Annotated in this window: 16 protein-coding genes and 1 pseudogene; 4 read left to right on the top strand and 13 right to left on the bottom strand. The window is 33.3% G+C overall.

Annotated elements, in window-relative coordinates; genetic code table 11:
* Positions 1–2: 2 nt before the first annotated feature.
* From ymfI to H1A07_RS06775, 8 genes are all read right to left on the bottom strand, one after another.
* The gene (gene ymfI / locus H1A07_RS06740) at positions 3–731 is read right to left on the bottom strand and encodes an elongation factor P 5-aminopentanone reductase (protein WP_094496256.1); all 729 of its coding nucleotides are present in this window, start codon (positions 729–731) and stop codon (positions 3–5) included.
* A complete protein-coding gene (locus H1A07_RS06745) occupies positions 731–1,966 on the bottom strand; it encodes a M16 family metallopeptidase (protein WP_210144771.1) in 1,236 nt (411 codons plus the stop codon). Before H1A07_RS06745 ends, ymfI begins: the two co-directional genes overlap by 1 nt.
* The gene (locus tag H1A07_RS06750) at positions 1,963–3,177 is read right to left on the bottom strand and encodes a M16 family metallopeptidase (protein WP_210144772.1); all 1,215 of its coding nucleotides are present in this window, start codon (positions 3,175–3,177) and stop codon (positions 1,963–1,965) included. Before H1A07_RS06750 ends, H1A07_RS06745 begins: the two co-directional genes overlap by 4 nt.
* A gap of 2 nt (positions 3,178–3,179) precedes the next feature.
* A complete protein-coding gene (locus H1A07_RS06755; protein WP_210144773.1) occupies positions 3,180–5,612 on the bottom strand; it encodes an FtsK/SpoIIIE family DNA translocase in 2,433 nt (810 codons plus the stop codon).
* Between the two features lie 21 nt (positions 5,613–5,633).
* On the bottom strand, positions 5,634–6,068 hold the full coding sequence (locus tag H1A07_RS06760) for a DUF1149 family protein (RefSeq protein ID WP_094496259.1): 435 nt from the start codon (positions 6,066–6,068) through the stop codon (positions 5,634–5,636).
* A gap of 2 nt (positions 6,069–6,070) precedes the next feature.
* Positions 6,071–6,628 carry a tRNA (cytidine(34)-2'-O)-methyltransferase gene (locus H1A07_RS06765; RefSeq protein ID WP_210144774.1) on the bottom strand — a complete coding sequence of 186 codons (558 nt, stop codon included), beginning with the start codon at positions 6,626–6,628 and terminating at the stop codon, positions 6,071–6,073.
* A gap of 61 nt (positions 6,629–6,689) precedes the next feature.
* Positions 6,690–7,880: an AI-2E family transporter gene (locus tag H1A07_RS06770; protein WP_210144775.1), complete on the bottom strand. Its 1,191-nt coding sequence runs from the start codon at positions 7,878–7,880 to the stop codon at positions 6,690–6,692.
* Between the two features lie 18 nt (positions 7,881–7,898).
* Positions 7,899–8,279, bottom strand: a complete 381-nt coding sequence (locus tag H1A07_RS06775; protein WP_210144776.1) for a PTS glucitol/sorbitol transporter subunit IIA — start codon at positions 8,277–8,279, stop codon at positions 7,899–7,901.
* A gap of 126 nt (positions 8,280–8,405) precedes the next feature.
* On the opposite strand from H1A07_RS06775, the gene H1A07_RS06780 reads away from it, so the two are divergent.
* Both H1A07_RS06780 and H1A07_RS06785 read left to right on the top strand, forming a co-directional pair.
* A complete protein-coding gene (locus tag H1A07_RS06780) occupies positions 8,406–9,428 on the top strand; it encodes a lactonase family protein (protein WP_210144777.1) in 1,023 nt (340 codons plus the stop codon).
* Between the two features lie 90 nt (positions 9,429–9,518).
* Positions 9,519–9,972, top strand: a pseudogene (locus tag H1A07_RS06785) (DNA/RNA helicase domain-containing protein); the annotation flags it as partial.
* A gap of 171 nt (positions 9,973–10,143) precedes the next feature.
* Here the strand turns inward: H1A07_RS06785 and H1A07_RS06790 are convergent.
* The 4 genes from H1A07_RS06790 to yjbM form a co-directional block, all read right to left on the bottom strand.
* On the bottom strand, positions 10,144–11,919 hold the full coding sequence (locus H1A07_RS06790; protein ID WP_210144778.1) for an oleate hydratase: 1,776 nt from the start codon (positions 11,917–11,919) through the stop codon (positions 10,144–10,146).
* Between the two features lie 99 nt (positions 11,920–12,018).
* A complete protein-coding gene (locus H1A07_RS06795; RefSeq protein ID WP_210144779.1) occupies positions 12,019–12,918 on the bottom strand; it encodes an RluA family pseudouridine synthase in 900 nt (299 codons plus the stop codon).
* A complete protein-coding gene (locus H1A07_RS06800; protein WP_057719598.1) occupies positions 12,918–13,721 on the bottom strand; it encodes an NAD kinase in 804 nt (267 codons plus the stop codon). The genes H1A07_RS06795 and H1A07_RS06800 overlap by 1 nt, the downstream gene beginning before the upstream one ends.
* Positions 13,721–14,347 (bottom strand): GTP diphosphokinase, encoded by a 627-nt coding sequence (gene yjbM / locus H1A07_RS06805; protein ID WP_057719599.1) that lies wholly within the window; start codon positions 14,345–14,347, stop codon positions 13,721–13,723. Before yjbM ends, H1A07_RS06800 begins: the two co-directional genes overlap by 1 nt.
* A 77-nt stretch (positions 14,348–14,424) precedes the next feature.
* Here yjbM and H1A07_RS06810 point away from each other — a divergent pair, with 77 nt between their 5' ends.
* Positions 14,425–15,048, top strand: a complete 624-nt coding sequence (locus H1A07_RS06810) for a CYTH domain-containing protein (RefSeq protein ID WP_210144780.1) — start codon at positions 14,425–14,427, stop codon at positions 15,046–15,048.
* Positions 15,049–15,116: 68 nt separating this feature from the next.
* On the top strand, positions 15,117–15,722 hold the full coding sequence (locus H1A07_RS06815) for a DsbA family protein (protein ID WP_094496338.1): 606 nt from the start codon (positions 15,117–15,119) through the stop codon (positions 15,720–15,722).
* Between the two features lie 19 nt (positions 15,723–15,741).
* Here H1A07_RS06815 and H1A07_RS06820 read toward each other — a convergent pair whose 3' ends face one another.
* The gene (locus H1A07_RS06820; RefSeq protein ID WP_210145501.1) at positions 15,742–16,602 is read right to left on the bottom strand and encodes a competence protein CoiA; all 861 of its coding nucleotides are present in this window, start codon (positions 16,600–16,602) and stop codon (positions 15,742–15,744) included.
* Between the last annotated feature and the right edge of the window lie 113 nt (positions 16,603–16,715).

The following is a 16,715-nucleotide window of genomic DNA, read 5'->3' on the forward strand; positions in this document are numbered from 1 at the left end:
ACTTAAACAAGCCAACCACCATCAACATATATTGTTTGACCTGTCAAATAGTCCGATCGTTCATCAAGTAAATTTTCTACCCAAAATACTACATCCTTCGGTTCAGCTAATCTTCCAGCGGGAATTTCATTTTTTACTTCATTTAAAGTTTCTGCATCAAAAATTGCGTTCATTGGTGTGTCAACTGCTCCAGGAGCAATAACATTTACCGTTAAATGAGCTGACGCAACTTCACGAGCATAACCTTGTACAAACCTAGATAGGCCACCTTTACTTGCACTATATACGCTCTCTAACGCACTAGCTTGCCCGCCATAGACAGATCCAATAAATATTAATCGTCCATGTTCACGATTTAAAAGTTGTGATTCTAGAAGCGATGTAATTTTTATAGGCGTTAAAAGATTAATTCGAATAACGTTTTCTATTTGCTCTAGATTCTGACTGCTAAGAAATTGATAATTTGTAATTCCCTGTGTAAAAATAGCAGCACTTAAGGGAAGTAAACTTGAAATAATTTTTTTAATACTCTCATCTTTAGCCAGAAAATCAAGTTCTAATGGAAAAAATTCTTGTTGTGGATATTTTTCAACAAATTCATCTACCATTTTTTTAGCTTCTTGACTGCTATGATTGTAATGAATGTATAAGGACCAACCAGTTTCAGCAAGTCGACTAGCAATTGCTCTCCCAATTCCACCAGTAGCACCAAAAATTATTGCACGCTTCATTAATCAGCTTCCTCTTTACCTTTTAAAATTGTAGTAAATATATCACTTTTAGCTAAAATATTATCAATTGCTGTATAAAATTCACTAAAACTTAAAGATTGAATTGCCCACGCAGCTTCATTAAACGTATCATTTTCAAGACCGTACTCAGCTTCTTCAATCGCAATTGTACTAAGATCATCAAATTCTCTAATCGTCTGAGCCAAGGCTTCTTTCTTTTGAAAGACAAATGCTTCTTCGCTTATTGGCATTTCTAGCAATTGTTTTTTAGTATTTTCTAAAAACAAATCCGGTTTGTTTGAAACCCCAATAATCGTCGCAAAATTACCCTCTGTAGTATAAGATACTTGCAATTCCATTGGCGAATTTAAGACTCCCTGTTTTTGCATTTCTTCAAACCAAGTACTAGTTACCCCTAATTTGGCTTGCAGCATCATTTCCAAGATGCTTTGCGCTATACTATTTCGCAAACCCAATTTTTTAAAATTTGGCAATCTTATTCCTATTCCAACACGAGAAGTAGTTAAAGAAGAGTCTAAGACTGTTTGATGCTGCTTCTTAGGATTTACAAGCGAGGCTTTTTTTTGCTTAACTTTTTTAGAAATCAAATACTTTCTTTCAAGCTTTCCTACTTCACGCAAGATTTCTTTAGTTTGATTATCGCTAAATCCGCCACAAGCAACAAATTCCATTTTGCCACTAACATAATTATTATCATAAATCTCTTGCAAAATTTCTGGTGTCATTTTTTTCAGGCTGTTTTTGGTACCAGTTAAGTCTTCTGCCAAATTAGTCTTCGGAAACATCATCTGCATCAATTCATAGTTAACTTGCCAGTTAGGATCATCTTGATACATAGCTAACTCTTGAGCAATAATCTTTGCTTCTTTAGAAACATTGCTTTTAGTAAAATGTGTTGTTCCTACTAATTCAAAAATCAATGGTAAAACCTGGCGCCAATGATCAGTAAAACTAGCATAAAACATTGTTTCATTGTATGTAGTAAAGGCATTCGTAGACGCACCAATTTCTTCAAATTGTTGTGAAATATCGCCATTCTTTTTAGCAAATAATTTATGCTCCAAAAAATGAGCTCCCCCACATAATTTCTGTGGATTGCTACCACCAAAATCCACAATAATTCCCATAAATTTTTGAGCAAAAAGTGGTCTGCGAATTACTTTTGCTCGAAAACCAGAACTATAGTCTCTGGTTGTTACATCTAATTTTTTCATTTTAAACAATAGCTTTCATTAAAGTACAATTTTTGACTAAATTCGATTAATTTATCAATTTTGAAGCGTTCAACTTCCTTAATTCTTTCTGCGAAAGAATGGTCATAGCCTCTAAGAACATTTGCTAACATTTGAATTAATATCAAATCTTGACGATCATCGCTTATTTGATAATTACGCTTCAAAGCAACCTTGGCTTTTTCAAAGACATCCTTATCTACTTTTCCGTTTTGAACTGCCGCTACACCACCTTTTATTGCCTTAGTTGCTGCTGCTACTTTATCTTTTGCAATACCTGTACTAATCAAGAAAAGAGAATTATTAACATAATTAGTGGCATCAATTGCATAAGCTGCACCCAATTTTTTTCTAACTTCAGTAAACAATTTAGAAGATTCATCCCCAGCAAGATATTCGCCTAAAAAGAGTCCACCAAATTGCTTAAACGATACTGGTAAAGACTGATCATAACCATAACCTATCAATAATTGTGCTTGTTCGCTTCTAAATTGGATTTTCTTTTCAATTGGATCTTCTTTGGTTGGAATAGCAAGAGTAGGTACCACAAAATCATCAAAATATCCTGCCCAATCAAGTTGTTCTTGAACTAAATCAGTCAAGCTATCAGGATCTTGAGCTTGTCCTAAACAAAAAGCGGGAGCATTTTTCAAAGTATCGAAAAATGATTTAACCTCTTCTAAGCTAGTATTTCTGAGTGTTTTTTCATCACCAAAAACACTATTTTGATAATTTGGAGTATCTCGATACCAAGTATTAAAAAATCCATTTAGAGCATAATTAGCTGGCAATTCATAATATTGTTTTTCTTCTTGTCCAAGCTGTCTTTTCGCTAACTCAAGTAATTGTTCATCAAACAATGGTTCTTTTACTACTTTGAAAAAAGCATCCATGACTACTTGATAATTATAATCTGGATCTAAGATTTCACGTGGCTCAACAAAATTTATTGTATAGAAAATAACAATTTGGTTTCCAAATACTTCTGGAAAAACCTGTAAACTTGCATTATACAGATTAGAAAATGTTCTTGCTTGAACCTTAATTCCAGGAAATGCTTTACTTGCATTGCCTTGCATACATGCCAAAATGTTTGCTAAAGCTAAAGTTTTTTTATCTAAAGGTAAACGCAAAAAACAGCCCAAAGTGGCTGTTTTAAATTTTAAATTATGGTCAATTGAAATATTTGTCATAATTACTTTTCATCATCCTTTTCTGGTGGAATAAGTACTTGTCTAGGTTTGGATCCTTCAGAAGGTCCGACAATGCCTTTAGCTTCCATTGCATCAACAATTCTTGCCGCACGATTATAACCAATTCTAAATCGACGTTGTAGCATTGATACACTTGCTGACTGCTGTTTTCTTACTAAGGCTACTGCTTGATCGTAAAACTCATCTTCTGGTTCATCGTCATCATTAGTCTGAGAGTCAGAATCATTCTTCGATGGAATCATATCTTCGTTGTATACTGCTTCTTGTTGTTCCTTTACCCAAGATACTATTTTTTCTACCTCTGTTACTGAAATAAAGGCTCCCTGAACACGTTCAGGCTTAGCCGCACCGATTGGCAAGAAAAGCATATCTCCACGTCCTAAGAGCTTTTCAGCGCCAACCTGATCCAAAATAGTACGTGAGTCAACCCCGCTAGAAACAGCAAAAGAAATTCTTGACGGTACATTTGCCTTAATTAAACCAGTAATAACATCTACACTGGGACGTTGAGTTGCTAAAATCATATGAATTCCAGCTGCTCGAGCCATTTGAGCTAAACGAACAATTGCATCTTCTACATCATGACCAGCAACCATCATTAAGTCACTTAGCTCATCAACAATTACCACAATATACGGCAGTTTTTCCATTACTGAATTATTTTTATCAGCATTATTCTCGGCCACCTTTTGATTATATTCAGTAATATTACGCACACCACCAGTAGCAAATAGTTGGTAGCGCCGTTCCATTTCCTTAACAGTTTTTCTTAAGGCATTTGTAGCTAGTTTAGCATCAGTAACAACTGGAATTAATAAATGAGGAATTCCATTATAGACAGATAATTCCACCATCTTCGGATCAATTAAAACTAATTTGACATCTTCTGGATAAGACTTCATCAAAATACTCGTAATAATCGTATTTATTGCTACAGATTTTCCTGATCCAGTAGATCCAGCAATTAATAAGTGAGGCATTTTACGTAAATCAGCTGATATTATTTTTCCTTCAACATCTTTACCAAGCGGTACATCCAATGAAAGATCTTTTGCTTTAGGATCTTGATGGATCATTACGTCTTTAAATGATACTGCAGAAGTAGTTCGATTAGGTACTTCAATTCCAATTAAAGGCTTACCTGGAATTGGTGCTTCAATACGAATATCTTTAGCAGCCAAAGCTAAGGCCAGATCATCTGCCAAATTTACAATTTTACTTACTTTTACACCAACAGCTGGCTGTACTTCATAACGAGTAACAGTCGGCCCTAAAACCGCCTTTTTCACAATTACATGAACACCAAAGCTCTTAAAAGTAGACTCCAAAACTTCTGTGTTTTTTTGAATCAATGCTTTGTCTTGACTTTGGTCAACATTTTTTATAGATGCTAGCAAATTAATTGGCGGTTTTTTATAATTGGCATTTTTAGTTTGCGTACCTTGTTTAGTTTCTAAGTCGCCGTGATCAACATTTTGAAGTTCTTGTTTCATCTTTTGATCTTCTTCGGCATAAGAATGTGATATTGGTAAATTCTCAGTCAAAGAATCATGGACTTCTGGTTCTAGTGTAGATGCATTATCCTGAGAAACTTCAATTTGAGGTTCAAAGCGAGGAACATTGTCTTCTTTGTCATTCTTCTTAGTTTTAGTTGAAAAAGGATCGGAAGTGAAATCAGCCGTACTTGGAAAGGTTTCGTCGCGATCATCTAATGGATCCATCAGTTTTTCTCGATTATTTAACTTCTCTTGCTTATTCTGCTCATGCTTTTCAACTAGATCATCATATTTACTTTTTATAGCAACTCCAGCATCTTTATTTTTTTCAATTACTAACTGTGAACCCTTTTGAAAGCCTGATAATAAAGTTGCAAATTTGACATTGCAAATCATCAAAATACCTACTAGCATCATCAAAAAAGATAAAGCTTCTGCTCCAATAGTTCCTAAAATTGGAAAGATAAATTGATACAGAATACTACCAATTAATCCACCACCAACTTTAGTAGTAATTTGAGCTTGAGCAAATTCTTCACCAATTGAGGTTAAGAAGGCATTTAAAAAGCCTTGATGAATCATCATTTGATTAAAAACGCGAGCACTTTCCCATAGTAATAAACCTAAATAGAAGATCCCTAATCCACTACCCCGCTTTAGACTAAAGTGAGGTGGTTGATTATAAATAACCATGATTAAGCCAAAAAGACCAAGGATAATGCTAGCTAAATAGTGACTATCGCCAACAAAGAATCGAATTAAGTTAATCAACTGTTGACTAAACAAACCGAAATGAACGCAACTTAAAACAGCTACCAAAACAAGTACTATTCCCGTAAGAACCCATTCCATACTTTGTTTTTTCTTTTTGGTAGTTGTCTTCTTTCTTTTTGCCCTGCGTTTTCGCTTTTTAGCCATCAAGACACCTTCTCAATCTGTTTAATTATCATCTTTATCTTTTTTATCATCTTTGTTTAGTTCATTAAAGTTTGATTTGAAGCTAAGATTTACAGGATGATCTAAAGTTAATTGGGTAATTTCATAAGTTAGAGTTTCAATTTGTTCTACTAGTGGTCTAGAAAGTAATTGATAATCTGATGGCTCTAAATCGGATCCATCACCAAAGTAATCAATAAATTGAACAACTCTCGTAATAACGCCACTAACGGTAAAGTCTCCCGGAGCTGGCGCAACTTCGAATGGAACAGCAATTTCAAAATATTTACCATTCTTTCCTTCATCTTGAGTTCCATCATCCAAATCTTGGTAAACTTGTCTCAAAGAAACATTAACTTCATTCTTTACTTGCTGCTCGTCATTCAAATCGTAATGAAATGCTCTTACAACAATTGGGGTCATATTTTTAAAATCCATTTTTACTTATCTCCTACATTTCTTTCATAACGTTCTGGACGGTTATAATTATCTTTCAACTTATCATTTTCATAATGATGGCTCTTTTCCATATTTGGAAAACCTTGCTGTCTTAAAGCTTCTAATAAAACCATGGCAACTGAATTTGATAAATTATAGCAACGAATATTATCAGACATCGGAATTCGTAGATTACGATCATAATACTCTCTCATGAAAGTTTCTGGTAAACCAGTTGTTTCTTTTCCAAAAACAAAATAATAATCTTTATCAGGATCAGTATAGTCTACTTGAGCATAATTCTTAGAAGAAAACTTTGAAATTAAGTACATCTCGTCATTTGGACCTAGAGTTTTCAAAAACGTTTCTAAATCATCATGCATTTTAATATCGACTTTGTCCCAATAATCTAGACCGGCACGTTTCATTTTCTTGTTATCAATTTGAAAACCTAATGGTTCAATTAAATCCAAAACTGTATTGGTACCAGCACAAGTACGAGCAATGTTTCCAGTATTTGCTGGCATTAATGGTTCATATAGTACAACATGATTAGTCATCAAAAAACTCCTTTTGTAAAAAAACGTAGCACCTGTAGAAAGGCAAGTACCACGCTTATTTTTAATTTGATTCTTTAGGTTTCAAATCATTATCATTATCTGATACTGATATTTCTTCATAAAGGTTAGAAATTTTACGATAGTAATTAAATAGTCTAGTTACAATAATTTTAACTACTGCATAAACAGGAATCGCAAAAATTACGCCCCATAGTCCTGCAACGGCACTCGCTCCAATCAATAATAAAATTGTTGTAACAGGATTCATGTTCATCTTATTCCCCATTACTAATGGAGAAATAACACGACCTTCAAGGGTTTGCTCAATTGCAAAAACTATTAAAATTTTAACCAGCATCATTGGTGAATTAATTAACCCCAGAATAATTGCTGGAACAAATGCAATAAAGGTCCCAAAATATGGAATCATATTTAATATACCTGCTAAAACAGCTAAAGTAATTCCATAATTTAACCCAATAATCGAATAACCTATCGCAAACATCACTACAACCCAAAAAGCAACAGTAATTTGTCCCCTAATGTAAGCAGCAACTGCTCCATTAATATCACTAAGTAAGCTTGAAAAACTCGGTTGTAGTCTTTGAGGAGCGAACTTAGTCACATACGGATTCAAGCGATGGCCATCTTTTAACATAAAGAATAAAACAAACGGTGCTGTTAACAGAGTCATAAAAATCATTGTAATTACATTAACAGCAGAGGATAAATTGCTCAAAGCTAAATTAAAGCTATCTTGACCAGTTTTAAACATTTTGGTTTGTGCATCAGAAATAGCATGATTAATTCCCCCACGTACTCCATTTAAGCGCGGATCGCGGATCATCTTTTCAAAACCTTTTTGAGCATCCTGCCAATAAGTTGGCCAATTTTTAATTAAAGAATCAGTCTGATGTTGAATAATTGGAATTAGCGTATTAATAATCCAAATTAGTCCACCTAAAACAATTACAAATAACAAAATAATTGTAATAATACGGGGCACTTTTAATTTCTTTTCCATCCAATCAACTACTGGATTCATTAAATAATACTGAATGGATGCCACTAATACTGGTGGCAAAATTGCATTAAAAAATGTCCAGAAAGGATTTAACACAAATGAAATTTGGTTAAATACCAGAATAATTAAAAAGAACAACAAAATATTAAGTAATGCTATGCTAAAACGATTATTTAAAAACCATTTCACAAAGACATTACTTGTATGATGATGTTTCTTTACCTCCATAGCTTTCCTCTTATCTATTTATCTATGTTCGTAGGTGATCCAGTCTCCCACTTTAAATTCAGGCATTTTTTCCTTAGGATCTTTTTCTAGATAGATCGCATTTGTCATTGGCTTCTTTGGTACTTCATCAGTAAAGACTAGTGTTGCATGTCCAATAGCCTGCATATTCATCTGTACCATTGGACCAACATACAAAGATAAATATGTTGTCCCATCAATCGTAATTGAATCGTCTTTTTTAAAAACAAACTTTTCAACAGATGTTGCTTGATCAAATTTTTGCAATACAGCAACATCTCTTAGTTTATCTGTTACTTTATTATCAAATAAAATTACGATATTATCTTTTGGATCTAATGCCTCTGATCCAATAGCAGTAATTGTAGAATTCCATTTCATTTTTATCAACCTCTCCTTTAAATTTTACCATACAGCTACGTTTAGGCGATAATACTTAATTACAATTGCCTATTTCAGTTAAAAGGTAGAAAATGAAAATGACATATTTTTAATTAGGAGGATAATATGAAAGTTTGGTTTGGTGGCTATACTAGCCATGATTCAAAAGGCATTTATACTGCAGATGCAGAAAATAATGGAAATGATATTAAATTAGACAATGTTAAAAATATTGTTGAACTTGATCGTCCAACTTATTTTCAACTAGTTGGCGATTTACTATTTACTATCATTCAAAATGGTAACCAAAGTGGAATTGCTACTTATCGAATTAAAGACGAAAAAGCAGAACAATTAGATACTTACCTTCATGAGGGCGCAGCTCCTTGTTATATTAGCGTTGATCCACAAAAGCACTTAGTCTTCACTGCAAACTATCATTTAGCAACCATCAACGTTTTTTCTTATGATGAAAATGTAAAATTAACCTTCGTCACAAATGAAAAACATGAAGGACATGGACCAAGACCAGAGCAGGATGCAGCTCATCCTCATTTCTTTGATGAAACTCCAGCCGGTAATTTAGTTTCATGCGATCTTGGAATTGATGCCGTTGATTTTTATAGACTAGATGGAGATAAATTAAAACACCTAGCTCGCTACCAAATGGAAAAGGGCTTTGGTACTCGTCATATTACATTTTCACCCGATGGTAAAACTATGTACATTGTTGGCGAATTATCTAGTCAAGTTAATGTCGCTCATTTAAACGAACAAACTTGGGACTTTGAGGACATTGCAACATATAAAACTATTCCTGAAGACTTTACCGATCATAATGGTGCTGCAGCAATTAGAATTTCTAAAGATGGGAAATTTATCTACGTTTCTAATCGTGGACATGATTCAATTGCTGTCTTCAAAGTTTTAAATGATGGAAAACTTGAACTAGCTCAAAGAATTTCTGTCTTTGGTTCCTTCCCACGCGACTTCAATTGGGATAAGAGCGAAAAATATCTTGTAGTAGCTAATCAAAATACTAATAATGCTACCCTATACCGTCGCAATTCCGAAATAGGTAGCTTAACCCCTCTTCAAAAAGATATTTCTGTACCAGAAGCTACACGTGTATTATTTGAAGAAGATTAATTTTCTACAGCTATCATAAATTTTCAAAATAGTATTTAGCCATGTTTTTCATGGCTTTTATTTTATCTTTCTTAAAAAGCAAGTATCCACATGCAAAATAATGCTACTGATAAACTTTCTCCATTACAAGAATTAACTACTGAACAACAAAATTTAATTACTCAAATTATTGATTTTACTAATCAATATCTTCAAAATAACTTCCCCGCGATTTTTATCATTTATTTCGATGCAGGAACTGGAAAAAGGTGTTGTACTTTCTTTCCTCTTTGATCAAATACAAAAATTACGACATTATAAAAATAGTAATTTTTATTAAACTAATAATTATTTTCTAGTAAATCATCCTAAAATTCTTAAGGTTTATAAACAAATTGCTGGTCCGCTGCCAGAACTACTAAAAAAGAATTTTCAAAGACCAACTAGTTTCATCAATCAATTAGATAAAAAACAAGAAAAAGCAGATATTGTTATTATTGATGAAGCACATTTACTTCTTTCAAAACCTGCCCACTATAATAATTTCTATCATGATAATCAATTAGTCAGATCCCTAGTCAAAATAGAATTCAAGTTAATTTAGATAAAATTACCGATATTGAAATGTTCAAAAAATTAGATACCCAATAATTATTTACAGCATAAGAAAAAGGTTACGACTTCAAAACGCCGTAACCTTTTTTCGAAATTCTCATTTAAATAAATTGTTACAATCTTAAATCAAATTTGCTTCTTCAAGCAATTCTTCAATCCATGTTCCCTTGATCTTCTTCATTCCTACCTTTACAGCAAGCTTTTCAGGAAGAGGTATGTCTTGATCTGCTAACTTCTTCTTGTCAGCCATGTAGTACATAGCCCGAAGCAATTCACGAATATCATAGACAGAATCCCATACTTCTGGCACGCCTCGATCAACATTAAGCAAGGTATAAACGGACTCCATCGCAGTTCTAACTGAATATTCAGTAGTAAAGACAGTATCTCTACTAGGACTCTCAGCAAAGTTACCAATAAAGGCTAAATTCTTTGAACCTTCTGGTACAACGGCTGGACGGTCACCATCATGACGAGGCATGAAGTAACTAGTTATATAAGGCATATATACAGGAACAGTATTCATGTTTTCTTCTGAAGAAAGTTCTTTGATTTCACTTTCTGGTACACCTAAGTGATAAAGCATTTCTTCAGCAATTTCTTGTCCCGTACAGTCAACTACCTTCTTCTTAATATAATTTCCTTCAGTATCTGAATATAAAGCATAAATCCAAACTACAATTTCATTTGGCTTTTGCGTTGGGAAGTGCGGTTGACGATGGATAGTAAAACTTAAGCCCCAGTTAGAATCAGTAACTGTAATAATACCACCAGTATTTACTTTTCCATCATATAAACTACGTTTAGTTAATCTTTCAAAATAAGGAGCTACCTTCTTATTCTTCAAGGTTGTAGTTGCAGAAACAAACCATGATTTTTCTGGTAAGTTTTCACTAAAGACATCTGGATGTCCAAAAGCAGGATCTTGCTTAGCCAAGTTCTCCCATAATCTCCATGAACCACCTTTAGCATGAGTGATTGGTGCTGGCGTAGTTTGGTTACCATAAGTTGAACTTTCAGTAATTGAACCGTTAGTTACAAAAACAAGATCATTTTCAGTTAAGTCGATATCTTCTTGCTTGCCATTCTTTTTCATGACAATCTTTTTAGCAACTTTTTCGTTTCCTTCATGATCAACTAAAACATTTTCAACTTGAACCCCATATTCAAATTTAACTCCATAATCCTTCAAGTATTTAAGTAATGGCTTAACCATAGAATCATATTGATCATATTTATTAAATTTCAAGGCCGTAAAATCTGGTAATCCATCAATATGATGAATAAACCTCATGCAGTATCTTCTCATTTCCGCAAGTGAATGCCATTTTTCAAAGGCAAACATTGTTGACCAATAAGTCCAGAAATTAGACTTAAAGAATTCTGGAGAGAACCATTCTTCAATAGTCTTTCCTTGAATCTCAGATTCTGGTGTCAAAACTAGTTTAACTATTTCACTAGCATGTGAGCCTAGTTGATATAAACCATCAGTTGGTAGTTCATTACCACGTTTATGAATTAAACGACAATTTGACGAGTTAGGATCTTCCTTATCAAGCCAATAATATTCATCTAAATAAGATGCACCAGGAATTCTCAATGAAGGAACAGAACGATACATGTCCCACATACATTCAAAGTGGTCTTCCATTTCACGACCACCACGAACTACAAAGCCAGCATTAGGACGCTTAGTTCCGTCTAAAGAACCTCCAGCGACATCTAATTCTTCCAAAATATGAATCTTGTCACCAGCCATTTTGGCATCTCTAACTAAGAAGAATGCTGTCGAAAGACCAGCTAATCCACTACCAATAATGTAAGCAGATTTTTTATCCACATCTGCTGGTTTTTTTGTGTCTGCAAAAGCTTCATAATTTCCCTTTGAATAATACATACAAGTGATCCTCTTTTCTATATTCGGATAGTATTAACACTTCTTATATTCAATTCTATGTAAAGCGGTTACAATAGTCAATGTATTTGACTATTATATTTATAATTTATTACTTATTAGGTTTTGCCACAAACATTTCATATCAGCTGGTTCTGAAACAGTAATCTCCTGCTTACATTTCGAAAAAGGATCATCAAACTTAAGATAAAAGCAATTCAAAGCTTGTCGCTCAAAATTATCTTTAATCCCATACAGAAGATCACCATACAAGGGATGTCCAAGATATTGCATGTGAACTCTGATTTGATGGGTTCGACCAGTTAGTAATTGTAATTCAACTAAGCTTGCACCATTAACTTGATCTAAAACACGATATTTTGTAATTGAGCGTTGACCATTAGCTACTACTCCGCGTTTAACACCGGCATCTAATTTACCAATTGGCGCATTGATAATACCTGTTTCTTGTTCTTTACTAAAATTGCCATGCACAATCGCATGGTATTTCTTAATAAAGCAATCCTTCCCCATTTTGCTAAATCGAGCATGAGCAACTGAATTTTTCCCAACTAAAACTAATCCTGACGTATCACGATCAAGTCTTGTAATAACATGTGGTTTAAGTTCTTTCTGCCCATTTTTCTGAAAATAATATAGTAATCTGTTGACTACGGCATCATTATCTTCATAACGTGATGGAATCGACAAAACGCCAGCTTCTTTATTAACGACCAAATAATCATGCTGTTCAAAAACAATATTAAGTTGATTAATAGATGGTTTTAGCCATTGATTTTTCTTCTCCTCACCTAAAATAAAAATCACTTCATCCTCAGGATGTAAAAGATAGCTAGTGAAGCGACGATGATGATTTACTAAAATCATTCCACCATGATGTTGACTGTTAGTTAAAGCTCTTTTAGAGAAACCATTTCTTAATAAAAAACGCCCCAATTTCTGAGGTGTTTTATTTTCAAATTTTAATTTAAAGTACTGCATTATTTATTTTTAGGTTGGCCAATAAAGGCATCCTCTACTCTATTCCAAAAATGGGTATGTTGATATTTATCAAAGCGAATCACATGTTGAGAAATACGATATTCAATCTTCTTAATATGCTTATGATTAAATTCATATCCATCGTAAGTTACTACGTAGTGATCATCGCTTTCTGGCTTAATAGTTATCCATTCATCAGGGGCAATCACAATTGGAGACGATAAAGTTCTAAATACGCGATTATTAATAGATGCTATTTCAGTCATTTGCAAGGCCTTTAAACGTGGATGAATAACTGCACCCCCTAGAGATTTACTATAGGCAGTAGAACCGGTAGGAGTTGAAACGCATAAGCCATCCCCCTTAAAGCTTTCAAAGAATTGATCTCTAATATAAACATCTGCTTTTAAAGTCTTCGAAACTCGTTTAATAGTTGCTTCATTTAAGGCAAGCAATTTTTTCTTCTCACCCGAACCGGTAGTAATGATTAATTCTAATAAAGGATAAGAAGCAGAAGATGGCTGTTTCTTAGTCAGATTATCCACCATTTTGTTAATTTCAAAATTACGCCAATCAGTATAGAAGCCTAGGTGTCCCGTATGTACACCAATAAATCTTATTTGATCAACTAAATTTTGATACTTATGAAAACCAGAAATTAAAGTTCCATCTCCTCCAATTGTGATTACGACATCAGGATTTTCAGGATCAATTTCTATCTTTCTAGAATCAAGTAATTTTTCTAATGCCTTAACTACTGCCAAGGTTTCAACTTTTTCATTATAAACGAGTGCGACTTTCATTATTGTTCTTTTCCTTTAGATTTAGTAAAAATTCTTTGTGCTTCCTGCACTTCATCTTTAATTGATGACATTTCTTCATCTAACTTATAAGCAGCTTCAGCTGTAGTTTTAAGTCGCTTAGAAATATCCTCCGGGTATTTCCCCTGATATTTATAATTTAACGTATGTTCTACCGTTGCCCAGAAATTCATTGCTAAAGTACGAATTTGAATTTCAGCAATTATCTTCTTTGGTCCATCTGGTAAGAAAACAGAATATGAAATCACCATATGGTAAGAACGATATCCAGATGGTTTTGCGTTTTGAATATAGTCTCTTTCTTCAATTACTTGCATATCTTGCCGCTGATGAATTAGGTCAACCACTCGATAGATATCATCTACAAATTGACACATAATCCGAATTCCAGCAATATCTTGCATATCATTTTCAATGACATCAGGGGCAATAACTCGCCTTGTCATCTTCTCTTTAATTGAATCGACTGTTTTAACGCGTCCGACCACGAATTCAATCGGCGAATGCTCACCCTTGTTTAAAAAACTTTGTCTAAGTGATCGAAATTTAACTTTTAATTCAGAAACAGCCTGTTGATAAGGCCATAAAAATAAATCCCAATCTTTCATGTATAAATCCTTTCCGTTTCAAACAAAATTATTCTACCATAGAGAGGGATAACATTAACTACTGAAAGGATAAAATTATGAGTAAAAATTTAGAAATTGAATCAAAAACACTACTAGATGAAGAAACTTACAAAAAAATGCGTGATGCTTTTACTGCTAAGTCAGACTTTATCCAAAAGAATTATTATTTTGATACACCTGACTTTGATCTAAAAAATAGTGACGCAAGTTTAAGAATTAGAATTCTTGTTGACCACGCTGAACAAACAATTAAGGTTAAAGAAAACAATCCTAAAGAAAATAAGTATAGCGAACGCATTGAAATAAACGATCTACTTTCCGTTGCTCAAGCCGAACAAATGACTCAAAGTGCATATGAAGGTACTTTCTTCTTGTTCGGCGGTGATGTTGGTGATTATTTACAAAAACACTATTCTAACGAAGCAATTCACTCTTTAAAGTTAATTTCATGGAGCCAAACTCGCAGAATATTAGCAACAGGTCCAGAAAAATGTGAATTAACTTTAGACTTAACAGAATTTCCAGATGGATATTATGACTTCGAATTAGAAATTGAAAATGATGATCCAGCTACTATCAAAAAAGTACTTGCTGAATTAGAAAAACAATTTAATTTCAAAGTTAACAAAGAAAATACTAACCAAAGCAAGGTGCAACGTGCTTGGGAACACAAAAAATAAAACAAAATTTTTCTCATTTTGTCCATTTTCTGATAAAGTATTCATGAATCTGGACGGAGGAAAACAAATTGTTTGAAATATTTTTCTTTGTTAATCCAATTGGGATTAACTGTTATCAAAATGAACGGGAAATAAGTGCTGCAGTCAGTGGTTATAAACAAAACATTTCTTACCACTTTATACCCATAACTAACATGAATACGATTCGAAACGATATCAAGGCTCGGCATCTTGCTTCAAGTAATGTCGGAGTTTTTAACACTTTTAGTCAAAGTGCTTATAATGCAACTAAAGATTATCACACTCTAAAATTAATCGTTGGTAATAAAAAAGCCAGACAATATATTATTAAATTACAACATGCAATTAATGATATGGGTAAGACTTATTCTCGAGAGCTTGTTAATGAGATTTTAACTTCTCTAGATGTTTCAATTAAAAACTTCAATAAAAATAGAGAGTCAAACTACATTAAGCTCTCAATGGATAAGGATTTGAAACTTGCTGACGACTTAAATGTTGTCACTACACCAACTACGATCATCTTCAACTATGATGATGATCGTGGTGATTCAGGGATGATGATTGAAGGTTGCGCAAATCGCGAAGAAATTGAAGCTGCTATCGCTGGGGATAAACAGACTAGTAGTGATAATAGTTTACGCTTATTGTAATTTTCGGCTAGTTGACTTTTTAGTCATCTAGCTTTTTTTGTAGAAAAGTTAATATTGGACTTGCATCTTTCGGCTTTCGCAGCTGCAAAAATAATTCTTTAGGTATATCATCTATTGAATAATGCAATTGATATAATAGGCTTCCAATTTTCAATCCAATCTTACTTTTTTGAACCAGTTGTTTTTGCAAATATTTCTTTTGATCTTTAATATCGGACACCTTAAAAATCTTTTTAACTGGAGTAAATAAAAATAATTCTGCTACACCTTCTTCATCTAACGGAAAAATTTTAACATCATATTGAATTTCTGAACTAATTGCTGCTTTTAAGATATTATATTTAAGCCTTATCAAACATTTAAATGGATCAATTTCTAGATAATACCACTGCCATTTAGGACTATATCTAAGAAAAATTTCCTGTGATTGATTAATTTTCTTCTTCAAATAATGTCTTTTTCCAACAATCCAAATATCTTTAATATTTATTTGTTTGTATAATTGATGTCGATGATTAAACTCTTCTTCACTTAAAGGAGCACATTGAACTTCAAAAGATAATTTATTTTCTACCAGTACATCCGCTCTTAATTGTTGATCTAAAAGTGAAACTTCTACTTCCGCCTGAATTCCATTGGCCTTTAGAGCAGTACATAAAAGGATTTTTGCCTGCGAATGTTCTTCTTTTTCTCCTGTCCCTTTTACCTGATAAAAGTGCTTAAAAAATGGTGTCTTATCTTCAGATAAGATCAAAATCATTCGATGCCTACAAGATGGACATAGATAATAATCCTGATTTAATTTCTTTATTCCTCGATTAACTTGCTCTGCTTCATTGACTGCCAAGACTAATTTTTGATTTAAAATCGCAGCATACATTTTATCGCCCAATATTATATACGCAAAAAGGAGATAAATTTTTTTGGGCTCTATACTTTTTCCTGTTGATGGATATCTATGATATCCTATCGACAGGATTTTTTATTGCATAA

This window comes from Lactobacillus taiwanensis, from assembly GCF_017894345.1.
Taxonomy (GTDB): Bacteria; Bacillota; Bacilli; order Lactobacillales; family Lactobacillaceae; genus Lactobacillus; species Lactobacillus taiwanensis.